This window comes from Haliea sp. (assembly GCF_040222615.1).
Classification (GTDB): Bacteria; Pseudomonadota; Gammaproteobacteria; order Pseudomonadales; family Halieaceae; genus Haliea.
Genome location: NZ_JAVKCQ010000064.1, coordinates 15,487 through 32,062, shown reverse-complemented (window position 1 = coordinate 32,062; position 16,576 = coordinate 15,487). Strand labels below are relative to the sequence as shown.

Annotated in this window: 14 protein-coding genes; 2 read left to right on the top strand and 12 right to left on the bottom strand. The window is 64.4% G+C overall.

Annotated features, from left to right (window positions below; all coding sequences use genetic code 11):
• Positions 1-1,373: biosynthetic arginine decarboxylase (speA, locus tag RJQ10_RS05590; RefSeq protein ID WP_350144472.1), on the bottom strand; the 1,373-nt coding region annotated here is incomplete at its 3' end.
• A 272-nt stretch (positions 1,374-1,645) separates the two neighbouring features.
• Here speA and RJQ10_RS05585 point away from each other — a divergent pair.
• Entirely contained in the window at positions 1,646-2,848 is a 1,203-nt protein-coding gene (locus RJQ10_RS05585; RefSeq protein WP_350144470.1) for a GNAT family N-acetyltransferase/peptidase C39 family protein, read from the top strand.
• Positions 2,845-4,128, top strand: a complete 1,284-nt coding sequence (locus tag RJQ10_RS05580) for a flavohemoglobin expression-modulating QEGLA motif protein (RefSeq protein WP_350144468.1) — start codon at positions 2,845-2,847, stop codon at positions 4,126-4,128. The genes RJQ10_RS05585 and RJQ10_RS05580 overlap by 4 nt, the downstream gene beginning before the upstream one ends.
• A gap of 11 nt (positions 4,129-4,139) precedes the next feature.
• Here the strand turns inward: RJQ10_RS05580 and RJQ10_RS05575 are convergent, their stop codons facing one another.
• From RJQ10_RS05575 to trpB, 11 genes are all read right to left on the bottom strand, one after another.
• Entirely contained in the window at positions 4,140-6,182 is a 2,043-nt protein-coding gene (locus RJQ10_RS05575) for a transglutaminase TgpA family protein (RefSeq protein ID WP_350144466.1), read from the bottom strand.
• Positions 6,179-7,171, bottom strand: coding sequence for a DUF58 domain-containing protein (locus tag RJQ10_RS05570; protein WP_350144464.1), 993 nt, complete (start codon positions 7,169-7,171; stop codon positions 6,179-6,181). Before RJQ10_RS05570 ends, RJQ10_RS05575 begins: the two co-directional genes overlap by 4 nt.
• A 7-nt stretch (positions 7,172-7,178) precedes the next feature.
• The gene (locus RJQ10_RS05565) at positions 7,179-8,108 is read right to left on the bottom strand and encodes an AAA family ATPase (protein ID WP_350144462.1); all 930 of its coding nucleotides are present in this window, start codon (positions 8,106-8,108) and stop codon (positions 7,179-7,181) included.
• Positions 8,109-8,224: 116 nt separating this feature from the next.
• Entirely contained in the window at positions 8,225-9,424 is a 1,200-nt protein-coding gene (locus RJQ10_RS05560) for an O-succinylhomoserine sulfhydrylase (RefSeq protein WP_350144460.1), read from the bottom strand.
• Positions 9,425-9,430: 6 nt separating this feature from the next.
• Positions 9,431-10,954 carry an amidophosphoribosyltransferase gene (purF, locus tag RJQ10_RS05555; RefSeq protein ID WP_350144458.1) on the bottom strand — a complete coding sequence of 508 codons (1,524 nt, stop codon included), beginning with the start codon at positions 10,952-10,954 and terminating at the stop codon, positions 9,431-9,433.
• An 18-nt stretch (positions 10,955-10,972) separates the two neighbouring features.
• Positions 10,973-11,500, bottom strand: a complete 528-nt coding sequence (locus RJQ10_RS05550) for a CvpA family protein (RefSeq protein ID WP_350144457.1) — start codon at positions 11,498-11,500, stop codon at positions 10,973-10,975.
• 97 nt (positions 11,501-11,597) lie between these two features.
• A complete protein-coding gene (locus RJQ10_RS05545) occupies positions 11,598-12,230 on the bottom strand; it encodes an SPOR domain-containing protein (protein ID WP_350144455.1) in 633 nt (210 codons plus the stop codon).
• Positions 12,231-12,233: 3 nt separating this feature from the next.
• Entirely contained in the window at positions 12,234-13,511 is a 1,278-nt protein-coding gene (locus RJQ10_RS05540) for a bifunctional folylpolyglutamate synthase/dihydrofolate synthase (protein ID WP_350144453.1), read from the bottom strand.
• Complete coding sequence (accD, locus tag RJQ10_RS05535; RefSeq protein WP_350144451.1) at positions 13,504-14,454, bottom strand: acetyl-CoA carboxylase, carboxyltransferase subunit beta; 951 nt, start codon at positions 14,452-14,454, stop codon at positions 13,504-13,506. Before accD ends, RJQ10_RS05540 begins: the two co-directional genes overlap by 8 nt.
• A 46-nt stretch (positions 14,455-14,500) precedes the next feature.
• Positions 14,501-15,322, bottom strand: coding sequence for a tryptophan synthase subunit alpha (trpA, locus tag RJQ10_RS05530; protein ID WP_350144449.1), 822 nt, complete (start codon positions 15,320-15,322; stop codon positions 14,501-14,503).
• 13 nt (positions 15,323-15,335) lie between these two features.
• Complete coding sequence (gene trpB, locus RJQ10_RS05525; protein WP_502880218.1) at positions 15,336-16,556, bottom strand: tryptophan synthase subunit beta; 1,221 nt, start codon at positions 16,554-16,556, stop codon at positions 15,336-15,338.
• Positions 16,557-16,576 lie beyond the last annotated feature (20 nt).

The window sequence follows — 16,576 nt, the reverse complement described above, 5'->3', positions numbered from 1 at the left end:
TCCGGCAGGTTCTCCAGCTCCGGCGGCACCCGCGTCAGTTCCGGCAGCAGGACCACGATACGCTGCAGCACCGCCAGGCAGATATCGTCCGCCAGGGCCCGCTCGCGCAGGGTGGCCTGGCCGTGCTGGAACATTTCCCGTACCTCGTCGCGATAGAACAGGGCGTCGTTGTAGCACTCCTGGAAATTCTCCCGCCCCACTACATCCAGCACCTCGCGGATGTTGCGCAGGGTGTCGTTGCAGTCTTCCGGCAGCACCTCGGGAATATGCTGGGGCTCCCAGGTGCGCACATCCAGCACGTTGAACAGCAGCAGCGAGGAATAGGCCACCGTGGCACGGCCGGACTCGGACACGATCACCGGGTGCGCAATATCCAGGGGGTCGAAAATTTCGCGGATACTCTCGACGATATTGACGCAGTACTCTTCCAGCTGGTAATTCATGGAGTGCGTGCTGTTGGTGCGCGCGCCCTCGTAGTCCACCGCCAGCCCGCCGCCGAGATCGAGATAGCCCATGGCCGCGCCCTCCTCGACCAGCCCGGCGTAGAAACGGCAGGCCTCAAGTACCCCATTGCGGACGTTGCGAATATTCGGCACCTGCGAGCCGAGGTGGCAGTGCAGCATTTGCAGGCAATGCAGCATGCCCGCCGCACGCAGCTCATCTACCACGGTGATCAGCGCGGGCGTGGAAAGTCCGAAAATGGAGCGGTCACCGCTGTCCTGACTCCAGTGGCCATCCACTTTTACCGAACTCTTCATGCGCACACCGATCAGGGGCTCGACCCCGAGCGCCCTGCTGCGCTCAATGATCATGCGCAGCTCGCTGACGGATTCCAGCACGAAGAAACAGGGGTAGCCCATGCGCCGGGCATACAGCCCCAGATCGATGAACTCGGAGTCCTTGTAGCCATTGCAGACGACCAGGCTCTCGGTATCGCGCAGCTGGCTCAGGGCAATCGTCAGCTCGGCCTTGCTGCCGGCTTCGAAACCGTGGTGAAAGCGGGTACCGTAGTCGGCGATCTCCTCGATCACATGGCATTGCTGGTTGACCTTGATCGGGAACACGCCGCGGTACACATTGTTGTAGCCACCGCTGGCTATGGCGTCGGCGAAGGCTTCATTGAGCACCTTGATACGGTGGTCCAGCACGTTGCGGATACGCAGCACGGCCGGCATCTCCAGATTGCGCGCACGCATACCTGCGACGATGTCCATCAGGGAAACGCTGACCTCACCAGCGCCGGGGTTGACCGTTACCTGGGCGTGGCCATTGTCCGCGATGCTGTAGTAACCGGCGCCCCAGGCGTTGATGCCGTAAAGCTCGGCGCTGTCGGCAACGCTCCAGCCCTCTGTGGGCTGCGCTGAATCTGTCATGCTCCTCCCGTGTTCGATGTCTGCTGCAGAGGGAGGCCTGGGCGCCCTCAGGTGCAGCGGTTGCTGGCAACTGGCATACAGTCGTGTGGGTAGTGGAAACGGCGCCGATTTTAGGCCGCTGCGGCGCAAACGCAAGCGCTAAATCCCCACCGGCCAGCACAGCCCGACAGCCTACCCCGTCAGTTTGGTAGTTTTCAACCTGCGACCTCTCTATCCATGACAGGCACCGGCAACACGCACTATATTACAGTGAATCCGAAGTTGGACCTTACATGCCCTCCCAGCCCGCCAAACAGTTGGTCAAAGTCAGCACCGAGCCCTGCCCCGACATCAGCATCGAGCGGGCGCAGCCCTCGGACCTGGACGCCCTGCTGGCCATTGAAGAGGCCTGTTTCAGCAGCGACCGCCTGTCCCGGCGCAGTTTCAAGCGCTGGCTGCGCCGCTCTGACTGTGTCTTCCTGGTGGCACGTGCCGGGGAGACACTCGCCGGCTACAGTCTGGTACTGCTGCGCCAGGGTACGCGCCTGGCACGTCTCTATTCCCTGGCCGTGGGCCCGGGTTTTCAGGGCCAGGGGCTGGCACGACGCCTGCTGCAACAGGTAGAGCGTGATACCCGCGCCACTGGCGCCCTGTACCTGCGCCTGGAAGTGGCCAGCACCAACGAGGCCGCCATTGCGCTGTACCAGCAGCTGGGCTACACCCAGTTCGGTCTCTATCGCGATTATTACGAAGACCACGGCGATGCCCTGCGCATGGAGAAGTGCATCCGCCCCTACGAACCCGGCGGTGACTCCCATTCCATTCCCTGGCTGGCCCAGACCACCCCCTTCACCTGCGGCCCCGCCGCGCTGATGATGGCCATGGCCGGACTCGACAGCAGCTACGAGCCCACGCCGCTGGAGGAGATCGAGATCTGGCGCGAGGCCACCACCATCTTCATGACCTCCGGCCACGGTGGCTGCCATCCCCTGGGGCTGGCGCTGGCCGCCAATGCACGCGGCTTCCGCAGCGAAGTCTGGGTGAATACCGTGGGGCCGCTGTTCCTGGAGGGTGTGCGGGACGAAAACAAGAAGCGGGTCATGAATCTGGTCCACGACGCCTTTGTCGTGCAATGTGACCGGCACAATATCCCGGTCCACTACCGGGATGTCGACCAGCAGCAGCTGGTGGAGTTGTTCGACGCAGGTGCCAATATCCTGATCCTGATCTCCAGCTATCGACTCGACAGCAAGAAGGCACCCCACTGGGTGGTGCTGTCCGGCTACGATGACAGCTGCCTGTATGTCCACGACCCGGAGCTGGATGACCTCAGCACTCCGAGTGCGGCCCGTGATGCCAACAAGGCACCGCTGGATTGCCAGCACCTGCCCATTGCCCGCGCCGACTTTGCCGCCATGAGCCGCTTTGGCGGCAGCCGCTTGCGAGCAGTCGTGGTGGTGCAGCCGAAAAAGCGCCGCCGCAAGGCAAAACCGTGAGCGCCGACCCCCACTATCTCAGCCTGGTGCGGGAACTGTCCGAGCGCATGGTGGCCGCCCAGCGTCCGATTCGTATTCTCGACGCGATCAAGTGGAGCGGCGCGGTGCGCAGGGATTTCTTTGCCCGTGGCTGCCGTGAGCTGCCGCGGATCGACCGCGACTACTACCGGGAGCAGAACCCCCTGGATTTTGACCCGGCCGGGAAACGCGCGGAATTCCAGGACATCGAACGCGACATCGCCCGTAAGCTGGGGCAGCTCAACCCCCTGGCGCAGATCATGCGCCGCATGTGCCGTGAGTACCGCAGCGTGGTACAGATGCTCGAGGCCCGGGGCGAACCCGATTTCGGCACCATCTCCGTGGACCTGTACGGGTCGGCATCCGATGTCTTCCACGCCGGCGACCCCACCCTGGCGGACCTGGGCACGGTGATGGAAGGCACCCTCACGAATCTCCTGCAGAACCGCTCCATGCAGGAGGCGCCCAAGGGCATCGACGCCGGCCAGGCAGTGGAAATGCTCAATGAACGCCTGCTGCGCGTGTTCCCGGACGCCGGAATCCGGGTTCTGCTCAACGACCAGATGACGGCAGATGCCGCCGCCGGTTCCGACTACCTGAAAATCCGCAGCGACGCCCGTTTCAACCGTCTCGACATCGACGTCCTGGAGGTTCACGAAGGCTGGGTACATCTCGGGACCACCCTCAACGGCAGCGCCCAGCCGACCTGCACCTTCCTCGGCAAGGGTACCCCCGCCGCCACCACTACCCAGGAAGGCCTCGCGGTACTCACCGAGATTCTGACCCTGCGCTCCAGTCCCTCGCGCCTGTATCGGCTGATCAACCGGGTGCGAGCGGTAACCCTGGCAGAGGACGGCGCCAGTTTCGTTGAGGTATTCCAGTATCTGCGCGACCACGGCATGGGCGAGGATGACGCCTGGAGCATCGCCATGCGGGTATTCCGCGGCAGTACCCCGGATGGCAAGCCCTTTACCAAGGACCTCGCCTACATGCGCGGTTTTGTCCAGACCTACAATTTTCTCCGTCTCGCGATGAGCGAGGGGCAACTAGACAGTCTGCCGGTTCTGTTCTGCGGCAAGATTACCCTGGAGGATATCCAGACCTGGCGTATGCTGATTGACGAGGGCGTGGTGGAAGCGCCGCGTTTCGTGCCTCCGCACTTCGCTGACCTGCAGGGCCTGGCGACCTGGATGAGCTTCTCGCGCTTTATCGCCTCGCTGAATTTCGACCAGCTGCAGGCGGATTACGGCGCCCTGCTGTAACTCTGGCCTGCTCAGCTCCGGACCGACCGGCTAGCCCCTGCCGAGCGCCCTGGCATTTGCTGCAACAATCTGCGCAAACCCTTGAGGCGCGCTCTGCCTGCGTCGTTCCCGCCGCGACTGGCATAGGCCAGTTCCTCAAAGCCGGCGGTGAACTCCTGCGCCCATTGGCCCAGCACCGGGTCAGTGCCCGCCACCCGCCGGCAGAAGTCCTGCGGACCCTCACCGCGCCGGCGCGTCAGACCGCGTCGCGCCAGCCGGGCACAGAAGGCCAGGTAGAGGCGTTGCGCCGGATCCGGCGGACGCCGCCTGTGGCGCCCCAGCAGCAGCCAGGCCACGGGCACCAGCACCAGCGCGCCGCTGGCGAGGACGATGATGACGAAGGTCTGCGCACGCACGGAGCCAAACAGGTCCTGCAGCAGTCGGTACTGCTCATCGCTGTTGAATCCAACCACCCAGCTCTGCCAGCGGTAGGTCAGCGCGTCGTAGCGCAGCCTGAGCATATTGACCCAGTTGACCCCCCGATACCGCAAGGGCGACAGCGGCGAGTTGGCCAGGAAACTGCCCTCCCCCGCCACCGCCTGCTCCAGCCCCAGCTCGATTCGCTCCGGAGACACGGCGCCGGTGGGATCCACCCGCACCCAACCCTGTCCTTCCAGCCACACTTCAGCCCAGGCATGAGCGTCAAACTGGTGCACGATCACGGTCCGGTTGAGCGGATTGATTTCACCGCCCTGATAGCCGGCCACCACCCGCGCAGGTACACCCGCAGCGCGCATCATCAGCGTGAAGGCGAAGGCATAGTGCTCGCAGAAGCCGCGCCGGGTTTCGAACAGGAACTGGTCCATAGGGTCTCGGCCGGACAACAGCGGCGGCTGCAGGGTGTAGACAAAGTTTTCGCGATTGAAGTGGGCCAGGACCGCATCGACAAAGGCCGCGTCCGAGGCGCTATCGCCCCGGATGCGCAGGGCCAGTTCGCGGCTACGGGGATTGCTGGCTTCCGGCAGCGCCAGCTCCGTGCGCCGGCGCCAGGCCGAGAGCTCGGTTTCCAGCGGCGTTTCCGGCCAGCTGCTGACGCTGTAGCGAAGCTGGTCCTCAACCTCCACGGGAGAGTAGAGGCGAAAGTCGGAGGTGGCCAGCACACCCGGCTGCGGCGACCGCGCGTAGCGTAGACTGTACAGCCAGTTCTGCTGGGTGGGTAGCATCAGCACCGAGTAGGCCAGTTCGGGCCCCACCGGGTCCAACTGCGGCGCCCGCAGCTCCTCCGCGGGAAGTTCACGATAGCGCAGGCTGCGCCAGGCCCCCGCATCCAGCACGCTGAATACCAGCCCGCGCCAGTACAGCTCGGCGCGCGGCGGGATATCGCCCTCGAACTGCACCCGGAAAGCCACCTCATCAGACTGGCTGAGGCTGGAGACATCCCCCGGTTTCATAAAGTCGCTGACCCCGGTCCTGGCGGCGTGGCTTTGCACCGGCACGGTCCACAGGGGCCCGATGCGGGGAAACAGAAAGAACAGCACCAGCATGAGCGGGAACGCCTGGGCCAGCATCAGAGCCGGCAAGCGCAGGGTATCTAACCTGAACCGGTGCTCTCCCGGGCGATGCAGCGCGACCAGGGCCGTGGTGACCAGCAACAGTGTGAACAGTGAGTACAGCACCAGCAGCAGGTCCTGGGTGAACAGGAAGGCCGTCACGCAAATGAAATAGCCCAGAAAGATAACCACATAGGCATCTTTGCGCCTGATCAGCTCCAGCAGCTTGAGGGCAAAGGCGGTAAGCAACAGGGCCACCGTTGGCTCCAGCCCCAGCAGATTGCCGTAGCTGAAGAACACCGCGGCGAAGCCGGCGCCGATCAGGGCAGTGCGGGCCCAGCGCCCGGGAAATGACACCCTGCCCTGATAGACCAGCAGGCGCCATACCGCGGTCAGCAGATAGACCAGCACCACCCAGACCGGCAGTCGCCCCAGGTGCGGCATCAGCAGGGCGAACTGGCTGAGTATAATCCACACCAGAGCGTTGCGCGGAATCAGGCTGGCGGCGCCGAATGGAACTTTCACGGCCGCTGCTCCCCGGCGCGGAACAGCGCCAACGCGGTCAGCACCCGCTCCAGCTGGGCCTCACCGCGAGCGGGTGCAATCTCGCTGCCCGGCAGGCGCAGGCCGTAGTCCTCGCCACCGCGTTCGCACCGGAGCGCCCAATAGCACAGCTGGGACAAGCGTTGCTCCACCGGGATCCCCGGGAAGGCCTCCCAATCCAGCCAGGTGCTGCGCTCGGCAAAGGCCGCGTAGTACTTGCTCTGCAGGGGCTGGCCCTTGGCCAACCCCTTCCAGTGCACCTGGCGCAGGGAGTCGCCGCGACGATACTCCCGGAAACCATAAAAATCATCGCTGCCGCTGCTGGGCACCGCCGCCCCTTCGGGACTGTCAGTGGGCGCACCCGGCAATTCCGGTGAGGCCAGCGGCCGGGGATAGACCAGGGCCCGCAGGTCCAGATCCACCCAGGTCCAGCATCGCAGCAGTCCCAACGGGTAGCTGCTCTCCAGCAACAGGCGCCCTGGATGATGCCAGCCTCGCTTGCCGACGGGGACAAACAGCGCCAGTTCCGCGCTGTCCCGATCAACCAGGTTGACCCGGGTATCACCGCCCCGGGGCCAGGCCAGGCGGAGACCGTAGTGGGCGGCACGGCGGCCCCGCTCCAGACGTACAGTGAACGCGCTTTGCTGTCCCGGGAAAGCGGACGTCGCGGTCACCGCGTGCAGGCTCAGGCCGGACAAATTGGCATAGGTGTGCAGGATGGCAACTATAAACAGGGTTGCAAGCAGGAAGGCGACCGCGTAGGCCATGTTGTTCTGATAGTTGATCGCCGTGAGCAGGATCAACAACACCAGGAGCAGGAAGAAGAGACCCGGCAGGGAAGGAAAGATGAATATCCGGCGCTGGTCCAGGGTCACCGACCGCGCCGCCGGAATCCGGCGCTCAAGCCAGCGTCCGAAGCGTCCTCCGGGGCTCCCGGGAGTGCGCTGTGTCAGCTCGGCGGCAGCGCCCATGTCCGGCTCAGCGCCCGATCACGTCCACACTGCGCTGCAACAGATCCACCAGCGCCTGACCGTCGCCGGCATAATCGCCACTGGGGACCAGGCGATGCCCGGCCACCGGCGCCAGCACCGCCTGCAGGTCCTCTGGCACCACGTGGGCACGACCATCCATGTGAGCCCAGGTACGGGCACAGTCCAGCAGCGCCAGCGCGCCCCGGGGGGACAAACCAACGGCGAACTCACGACTTTGGCGCGTGAACGCCACCAGCCGCTGCAGGTAGTCGAGCAGCGAGTCCGCGACATGGACCTGCGTCGCTGCATCGCGAAACCCCGTCAACTGTTGCGGTGACAGGCAGCGGCGCAGGGCCCCGCCGCGGAACTGGCCCGAGCGCTTGCTGAGGAACATCTGCCGTTCAGCCTGGGGATCCGGGTAGCCGAGCTGGAGCCGCATCAGGAAGCGGTCCAGCTGGCTTTCAGGCAGGGGGTAGGTGCCAGACTGGTCAATCGGATTCTGGGTGGCAATCACGAAAAAGGGTTCAGGCAAAGGCCGCGTCTCGCCCTCGATGGTTACCTGTCCCTCCGCCATCGCCTCCAGCAGCGCGCTCTGGGTGCGCGGGGTGGTGCGGTTGATCTCATCGGCCAACAACACTTGGGTGAAGATGGGGCCGGGGTGGAAGCTGAAACTGGCATCATTGCGGTCATAGACCGAGACGCCGAGTATGTCCGCAGGCAGCAGGTCACTGGTGAACTGGACCCGCTTGTACGAGAGGCCCAGTACTTCCGCGAGGGCGTGGGAAAGCGTGGTCTTGCCCATGCCCGGCAGGTCTTCTATCAGCAGGTGACCGCGCGACAGCAGGCAGCACAGCGCCAGGCGCACCTGCGCCTGCTTGCCCAGCAGCACGGTGCCGATTTCCGCCACCGCGCTGTCGATTGCGCCCTGTATTTCCATGCCTAGCTCCCCGGACTCGCACTGCCATTGTTATCCGATACGCGGGGCAGCGGTGTATGGACTTTCACGCGCCGCCCGACCTCAGCGGCTCCGCCTGCGCGGCGCGACCAGCCACGTCAGCCTGTCGCAGCCAGCCCGCGCTGCAGGTCCGCGCGCAGATCCGCAACATCTTCCAGGCCCACCGCGATGCGGATCAGGTCGTCACTGATTCCCGCCTCCGCGCGCTGGGCCGGCGTCAGGCGACCGTGTGTGGTGGTGCCAGGGTGCACGATGGTGCTCTTGGCATCACCGAGATTGGCCGTCAGCGACAGGATGCGGGTGGCATCAATGCAGCGCCAGGCTGCCTCGCGCCCACCGTGGACTTCGAACGACAGTACCCCGCCGAAGGCCCGCTGCTGGGCGCAGGCGAGGTTGTGCCCGGGATGCTCCGGCAGACCCGCGTAATAGACTTTCCGTACCTGGGGCTGGCCTTGCAGCCACCGGGCAAGCTCCAGCGCCGATCGCGAATGAGCCTCCATACGCAGTCGCAGCGTCTCCAAGCCCTTGAGGAATACCCAGGCGTTGAACGCGCTCATCGTGGGACCACAGGTGCGCAGAAAAACGACGACCTCGTTCATCAGCGCCTGCGAACCCACCACTGCGCCACCGACACAGCGGCCCTGCCCGTCCAGGTACTTGGTCGCCGAGTGAATAACGATGTCAGCTCCCAGCTCCAGCGGCCGCTGCAGGGCCGGGGTGCAGAAACAGTTGTCTACCACCAGCAGAGCCCCGCCGGCGTGGGCCAGACTCGCCAGCCGGCGGATATCCGCGACCTCACACAGGGGATTGGAGGGGGTCTCGATATACAGCAGTTTTGTCTCCGGGCGCATCGCCGCCTGCCACTGGTCCAGGGCCAGCAGGGGCACGAAATCCACGCTCACGCCGAACTTGGCCATGTAGCGGGCGAACAGGTTGGTGGTGGTGCCAAAGACATCGCGGGAACAGATAACATGGTCACCGGAGGATAGCAGCGCCATGCAGGTGCTGAGAATGGCGGCCATGCCCGAGGCGGTGCCCACCGCCGCCTCGCCGCCCTCCAGCGCTGCCAGCCGCTCCTCGAAACTGCGCACCGTCGGGTTGGTATAGCGCGAGTAGACATTGCCGGGACTGTCCCCGGCAAAGCGCGCAGCGGCGTCAGCGGCGGAGTCAAACACGTAGCTGGAGGTGGCGAAGATCGGCTCCGAGTGCTCGCCCTCGGCGGTGCGGTGGATCCCTGCGCGAATGGCGAGGGTGTCGAGCCTGGCATCCGCCAGCGGATCGTCGCGATGATCGCTCATGGGGCCTCAGCTGGCGTCGTTGTGAATGCCGACCACCGTACCCTCGGCCAGCAACTGGTCGCGGTTCCGGGTCTGGGCGTCGTCATTGCGCAGGGCTTCAATACGGTCGAGATAGACGCGATCGACATCGCCGGTGATGTATTCGCCGTTGAATACGGAGCAGTCGAAACCCGCTGTGCTGCTGTTGCCTGATCGGGAGCACTGCACCAGCTCATCCAGGTCCTGGAACACCAGCCAGTCGGCACCGATCAGCTCACAGATTTCCTCGACACTGCGATTGTAGGCGATCAGCTCGCTGGCCGACGGCATGTCGATACCGTAGACATTCGGGTAGCGCACCGGGGGCGCGGCGGAGGCGAAATAGACCTTGGCGGCGCCCGCGTCTCGCGCCATCTGGATAATCTGGCGGCAGGTGGTGCCGCGCACGATCGAGTCGTCCACCAGCATGACGTTCTTGCCGTCGAACTCCAGCGGCACCGGGTTGAGCTTCTGGCGCACGGACTTCTTGCGCTGGCTCTGCCCCGGCATGATAAACGTGCGGCCGATGTAGCGGTTCTTCATGAAGCCTTCGCGGAACTTGATCCCGAGCTCCGACGCCAGCGCCTGGCCCGCAATGCGGCTGGTGTCAGGGATGGGGATGACGACATCGATGTCGTGTTGCGGACGCAGGCGCATGATCTTGCGGGCCAGGGCCTCGCCCTGCCGCATCCGCGTTTTGTACACGGATATCCCGTCCATCAGGGAATCCGGGCGGGCAAAATAGACATGCTCGAAGATGCAGGGGCGCAGCTGCGGGTTGGCGGCGCACTGGCGCCGGTGCAGCTGACCTGTGGCATCAATGAACACCGCTTCTCCGGGGGCCACGTCATCAATCAGGCGAAAACCCAGGACATCCAGGGCGACGCTTTCAGAGGCCAGCATGTACTCGATTCCGGCCGAAGTTTCGCGCATCCCCACCACCAGTGGTCGAATGCCGAAGGGGTCGCGGAAGCCAACCACGCCATAGTCCACCACCAGCGCCACCGCCGCGTAGCCCCCGCGACAGCGACGATGCACGGCGGTGACTGCCTGGAAAACGTCCTCGGCTCCCGGACTCAGTTTGCCCAGGGTCTGCAGCTCGTGGGCAAACACGTTCAGCAGCACCTCGGAGTCGGAATCGGTGTTGAGGTGACGCAGGTCATCCTGGAACAGCTCGCGGGTAAGCTGCTCGGAATTGGTCAGGTTGCCATTGTGCGCGAGGGCGATACCGTAGGGAGAATTGACATAGAACGGCTGCGCCAGGGCTGGCCCCGAGCTGCCGGCGGTCGGATAACGGACATGCCCGATTCCCATGGGCCCCTTGAGGCGCTGCATATGGTCCTGGCGAAACACATCACGCACCAGGCCCTCGCTCTTGCGCTGGTTGAAGCGACCGCCCTGGCAGGTCATGATGCCCGCCGCATCCTGACCGCGATGCTGCAGCACCGTCAGGGCGTCGTAAATATCCGGTCCGACATCGCCCTTGCCTACCAGTCCAACCAGCCCGCACATCCAGTAGCTACCTCGCTTTCAAGTCTTGATTGCCGACAATCGGTCGGTATCCAGCTGCCCCAGTATCTGCATCGCCCAGTTCAGCAGCGCGTCAATTTGCGGCATTAAATGGGCCTGGTAAAGCCAGACCTGGTCCCGCGGTGGCAGCAATTCCCGGATCAGGAACACCAGCACCAGCACGATGATCACGCCGCGGGCGAAACCAAAGATGGTGCCCAGCAGGCGGTCCAGCATGCCCAGCCCCGTGGCCCTGACCAGCTGCGTCACCAGCATGCTCAGCAGGCCGGCAAGCAACAGCACACCGACCAGCAGTAACAACCAGGCGGCTATGTAGCGCGCCGTAATGTTGCTGATAAGCCCGCTCATGCGTGAAGCTACCTCGCCGGCGAACACATAGGCGATCACGAAGGCCGCAATCCAGCCCAGCAGGGAGAGCGCCTCGCGGGTAAAGCCCCGCAGCAGACTGACCAGCATGGACAGGCCGACAATCGCCACGACCACCCAGTCGACCCAGGTAAATGCTTCCAGCACCAGCACCGCTGTCATGTCGCCCCGCTCCACAATCCCGCGCGGCGCATTCTAGCAGAGCGTCGGAGCCCGCTGAAGGAAAGTGGCGGATTTACCGGCTCCGGCGAAACTCTCACTAGGGAAGGTAGCGCTTGACCAGGGAATTGACACCGAACTCGGCGTCAATCCCGGGCCGCAGCGCCTCCAGCCGGGCCCGCTCAAATTTGGGACCAACATTGACCCGGTACATCATCCTGCCATCGATCGTGACCGGCGCCACCCAGGCTTTCTCGCCCAGGGCCTCCAGGCGCTGGCGCAGGGCCTCGGCCTTGTCGGCGCTGCTGACGCTGGCAACCTGCAGCATCCAGGCTACAGGCACGCCCTGGGCGTCAATCACAGGCTGCTCCGGCGGCTCGCTGCGGGTGTCTCCCGGCGCCGGTGGCGAGGTGGCGAGGTCCCCCGGACCCGGTTCCGCCGGGGCATCGCTGCCGTCTACCGGCGCGGGCTCGGCAAAGGTGCGTAACTCCAGGTCAGCCGACTCGTCGTCAGTGTAAGCCTCTTCTGCAAGTTCGAGCTCAGGGGACCCGCGCAGCCCGGCGGGATCGGGCGCCGCGATCGGCGTCGTGTCCACCTGTGGCCGCGGCGGGATGCGCAGGTCCTCCATCCCCGCACCCTTGTCCGGGTTGACAAAAATGATTGGCCAGAAGATCACGCCCAGGGCAATCAAAATGAGTGCGCCCACCAGCCGCTGCTTGAGGATATCGTTCACCGGCTATCCCTTCCCCTGTTCTTTTGCCAACCACTTCATCGCCGCCGCCACCGTATGAAAAGATCCGAATACGACCAGCCTGTCGCCCGGCGCCATCACACTGCGCGCACGGGCCAGTGCCTGCCGTAGGTTCTTGCTGACGCTGATCATCCCCTGCCCGGCCTCGCGCAGCAAGCCGGCTATGCACGCCGCGGAGGCCGCACGGGGATTGTCCGGCTGGTCGGCCAGGAACCAGGCAGCGAAGCGTTCGCCCGCAGCGGCAATCATGGCCTCAATATCTTTGTCTGCCATGGCAGAAAAAACAGCAATAGTCTTTCCATTACATGGGCTTGCATCAATAAATTCAACCAACTTGTTAACTGCTGCGGGATTGTGCGCCACGTCCAGAACCAGCTCCATTTGCGCCAGCCGCAGGCGCTGCCTGCGCCCGGGCGGCTGCAGGGTGGGCACCACCGCCAACAGGTCGGCGTCACTGGCGGGGAGCTCCAGCAGTTCCAGCGCCTGCAGGGCCGCGCAAATATTGGCAGGCAGCAGGGAGAGGTTCTCCAGCACAGGCAGCGTCCGCCGCGCTCCGGCGCTGTTCTGCAGCCAGGGACGCCACCCGGTGCCCTCCGCCGTGAATCCGAACTCAGTCTCCAGCCTCAGGGTCCGGGCACCGCTGGCGGCTACCGCTGCCAGCAGGCCGGGAGGTTCCGTGGCGGCAACCAGCGCCGGTATGCCGGGGCGCAATATTCCCGCCTTCTCCCGCGCGATCTGGTCGAGGTTGTCGCCCAGCCATTCCTGGTGATCCAGGGCGATACTGGTGATGACCGCTACCGTCGGGTCCACGATGTTAACCGCGTCCAGGCGTCCGCCCAGACCAACCTCCAGTACCATCAGTGCGACACCGCGGGCCCGAAACAACAGCAGCGCCGCCAGGGTGGTAAATTCGAAATAGGTGAGCCCTACGCTTCCCCTCGCCGCTTCGATTTCCTCGAGGGCCGCGACAATTTCCGTATCCGTTGCTTCTTCACCGTCGATGCGAATGCGCTCATTGAAGCGCAACAGATGGGGCGAGGTATAGACACCGGCACAGACACCCCTGCGCCGCAACAGTGCTTCCAGCGCGGCCACAACGGACCCCTTGCCGTTGGTGCCTGCCACCGTGACCACAGGCACCGCGACCGGTAACAGGCCGAGTGTGTTGGCGACCGTGGCGACCCGATCCAGGCCCAGTTGAATCGGTTGCGGATACAGCGCTTCCAGACGTGCCAGCCACGCGGCCAGCGCAGGCTCAGTCATCCCTGTTGTCGGGACTGAACTCGACCTGCTCCTCTGACTCTGCACTGCTGCTGTCCTCCTCCTGCCCGGCCGCCTCTTCGACTGCGAGTTGCTGTCCGGTCAGCTTGGCCAGCAACCTGGCGAGGGTGTCGCGCATATCGTTGCGATGAACGATCATGTCGATTGCGCCATGCTCCAGCAGGAATTCACTGCGCTGGAAACCCTTGGGTAGTTTCTGGCGGATGGTCTGTTCGATGATGTTGGGGCCGGCGAACCCGGCACGGGCATCGGGTTCCGCGATGTTGATGTCTCCCAGCAGCGCCAGGGACGCGGACACGCCGCCGTAGATCGGATCAGTCATCACCGAAACATAGGGTACGCCGGCAAGTTTCATCCGCTCGATGACGGCGCTGGTTTTGGCCATCTGCATGAGGGAAATCAACGCCTCCTGCATGCGCGCGCCGCCGGAAGCGGAAAAACAGACCAGGGGAATGCGCTCTTTCAGCGCCAGCTGGGCAGCCTGGGTGAACTTTTCGCCTACCGCGTAGCCCATGGAGCCGCCATGGAAGGCAAACTCGAACGCCACACAAATAACCGGCATCCCCTGCAGAGTGCCTCGCATTGCCACCAGCGCATCTTTTTCACCGGTGGCTTTCTGCGCGGCAAGGATGCGATCACGGTAGCGTTTCTTGTCGCGGAACTTGAGGCGATCAACCGGCTCTATTCCCGCCAGGATTTCCTTGCGGCCCTCCTTGTCGAGAAAGATATGCAAGCGCCTTCTGGCGCCGATACGCATGTGGTGATCACACTTGGGACAGACGTCGTCGTTGCGCTCAACGTCCGGCCGATACAGCACCGCGTCGCACTTGACACACTTTTTCCACAGACCTTCGGGTACGCTGGAGCGCCGTTCGCCCTCCTCCTTGCGCACCCCGGACGGCAGTATCTTGTCAATCCAGCTCATGGCATCTCCCGTTTGGTGACGCCATTATAAACGTGCGCAGCGGCAACTAGGAAGCGATGCTGTCCAATCCCGCACGTATCTCCGCCACAAGGCCCGATGCAGCAGCCAACAATGCGTCGTGATCGGCGCCCGCAGCGGCGGCCCGGGCGACTCGATCCACCAACGCGCTGCCCACCACCACGCCATCCGCGCTCGCGCCGACCAGGCGGGCCGAGGCGGCGTCCTTGATTCCAAAACCCACCGCCAGCGGCAGCGGCGTATGTGCCCGGATCAGGTCCAGGTGCCTGGCCACATCCGCAGCATCCAGATTACCGGCGCCGGTCACACCCTTCAGCGCAACATAGTAGATAAAGCCGCTGGCCTGGTCGACGATGGCTTTGATCCGCGCGTCCGGGGTGGTCGGGGCCACCAGGAAAATATTGTCCAAGCCGACACGGTGCAACTCGGCGTTGACACCGGCGACTTCCTCCGGCGGGATGTCCACGGTCAGGAGCCCGTCGACCCCCGCCGCCGCTGCGCGGTCGGCAAACACGGCGTAGCCCATGTGCTCGACCGGATTGGCATACCCCATCAGCAGCACAGGCGTGTCCGCGTCGCGCTGGCGGAACGCTGCCACCATATCCAGGGCATCGCGCAGCCGGGCCCCGTTGGCCAACGCCCGCTCGTGGGCCTGCTGGATCACCGGGCCCTCGGACATGGGGTCAGAGAACGGCACGCCCAGCTCGATGATATCGGCTCCGGCTGCGACCAGTGCGTGCATCAGCGGCACCGTCAAGGCCATGTCCGGGTCGCCGACCACAATGTAGGGAACCAGTGCCTTGCGGCCCTGTGCGGCCAATTGCTGGAAGCGCCCGGCTATTCTGCTCACTACTGCCTTCTCCTTAAAATTCAATGCCGTCGATGTCGGCCACGGTATGGATGTCCTTGTCGCCGCGCCCCGAGAGGTTGACAACGATGGTTTGCTCCGGGGTCATGGTCGCGGCCAGCTTTTCTGCATAGGCCAGGGCGTGGGCGCTCTCCAGCGCTGGCATGATCCCTTCTGTTCGGGTCAGGGCGTGGAAAGCATGCAGCGCCTCATCGTCGTTGATGGCAACGTAATTCACCCGACCGATGTCCTTGAGCCACGAGTGCTCGGGACCGACGCCAGGATAGTCCAGGCCCGCAGACACAGAGTGGGTGTGCATGATCTGGCCGTCCTCGTCCTGCATCAGGTAGGTGCGGTTGCCGTGCAGCACGCCGGGGGTTCCCGCACTCAGCGGCGCCGCGTGTTGGCCACTGGCGATGCCGTGCCCTCCCGCCTCGACGCCATACATGGCCACGGTCTCGTCCTCGAGGAAGGGATGGAACAGGCCGATGGCATTGGACCCGCCGCCAACACAGGCTACCAGCGCGTCCGGCAGTCGCCCGGTGCGCTCCAGGGTCTGGGCTCGCGCTTCGCGCCCGATAACACTCTGGAAGTCCCGCACCAGCATGGGATATGGGTGTGGCCCGGCCACGGTACCGATGATATAAAAGGTATCGTCGACATTGGTGACCCAGTCGCGCATCGCCTCGTTCATGGCGTCTTTCAGCGTCCGCGACCCCGAAGTGACCGGGATCACAGTGGCGCCCAGCAATTTCATCCGGTACACATTGAGCGCCTGCCGGCGCACATCCTCCTCGCCCATGAAGACATGGCATTCGAGTCCCAGCCGCGCAGCGATCGTAGCTGTGGCCACGCCGTGCTGGCCGGCGCCGGTCTCGGCGATCACCCGTCGCTTGCCCATGTGCTTGGCCAGCAGTGCCTGACCAACGGTATTGTTTACCTTGTGGGCGCCGGTGTGGTTGAGATCCTCACGCTTCAGGTAGATGCGGGCACCGCCGACGCGATCGGACCAGCGACGCGCCTCGTACAGTGGCGAGGGGCGGCCGACATAGTGGGCGAGATCCTCGTCCAGCTCGCGCTGGAAGTCCGCGTCCGCGGACATTTGCCGATACAAGGCCTCGAGCTCCGACAAAGCGGACATCAGGGTCTCGGCGACGAATTTGCCGCCGTAGACGCCAAAGCGACCCTCCGCGTCAGGCACTGACGCGAAGATCCTGCTGGTCATTTCCGTAGTCATGGTGTGCTCCCTGAGTGAGT

What these genes read in the sequence shown, in the direction of transcription:
- RJQ10_RS05585 (WP_350144470.1), top strand. Translation starts at nt 1,646, where the DNA reads ATGCCCTCCCAGCCCGCCAAACAGTTGGTCAAAGTCAGCACCGAGCCC.
- trpB (WP_502880218.1), bottom strand. Translation starts at nt 16,556, where the DNA reads ATGACTACGGAAATGACCAGCAGGATCTTCGCGTCAGTGCCTGACGCG.
- accD (WP_350144451.1), bottom strand. Translation starts at nt 14,454, where the DNA reads ATGAGCTGGATTGACAAGATACTGCCGTCCGGGGTGCGCAAGGAGGAG.
- RJQ10_RS05540 (WP_350144453.1), bottom strand. Translation starts at nt 13,511, where the DNA reads ATGACTGAGCCTGCGCTGGCCGCGTGGCTGGCACGTCTGGAAGCGCTG.
- RJQ10_RS05565 (WP_350144462.1), bottom strand. Translation starts at nt 8,108, where the DNA reads ATGGAAATACAGGGCGCAATCGACAGCGCGGTGGCGGAAATCGGCACC.
- RJQ10_RS05570 (WP_350144464.1), bottom strand. Translation starts at nt 7,171, where the DNA reads ATGGGCGCTGCCGCCGAGCTGACACAGCGCACTCCCGGGAGCCCCGGA.
- RJQ10_RS05560 (WP_350144460.1), bottom strand. Translation starts at nt 9,424, where the DNA reads ATGAGCGATCATCGCGACGATCCGCTGGCGGATGCCAGGCTCGACACC.
- RJQ10_RS05550 (WP_350144457.1), bottom strand. Translation starts at nt 11,500, where the DNA reads ATGACAGCGGTGCTGGTGCTGGAAGCATTTACCTGGGTCGACTGGGTG.
- purF (WP_350144458.1), bottom strand. Translation starts at nt 10,954, where the DNA reads ATGTGCGGGCTGGTTGGACTGGTAGGCAAGGGCGATGTCGGACCGGAT.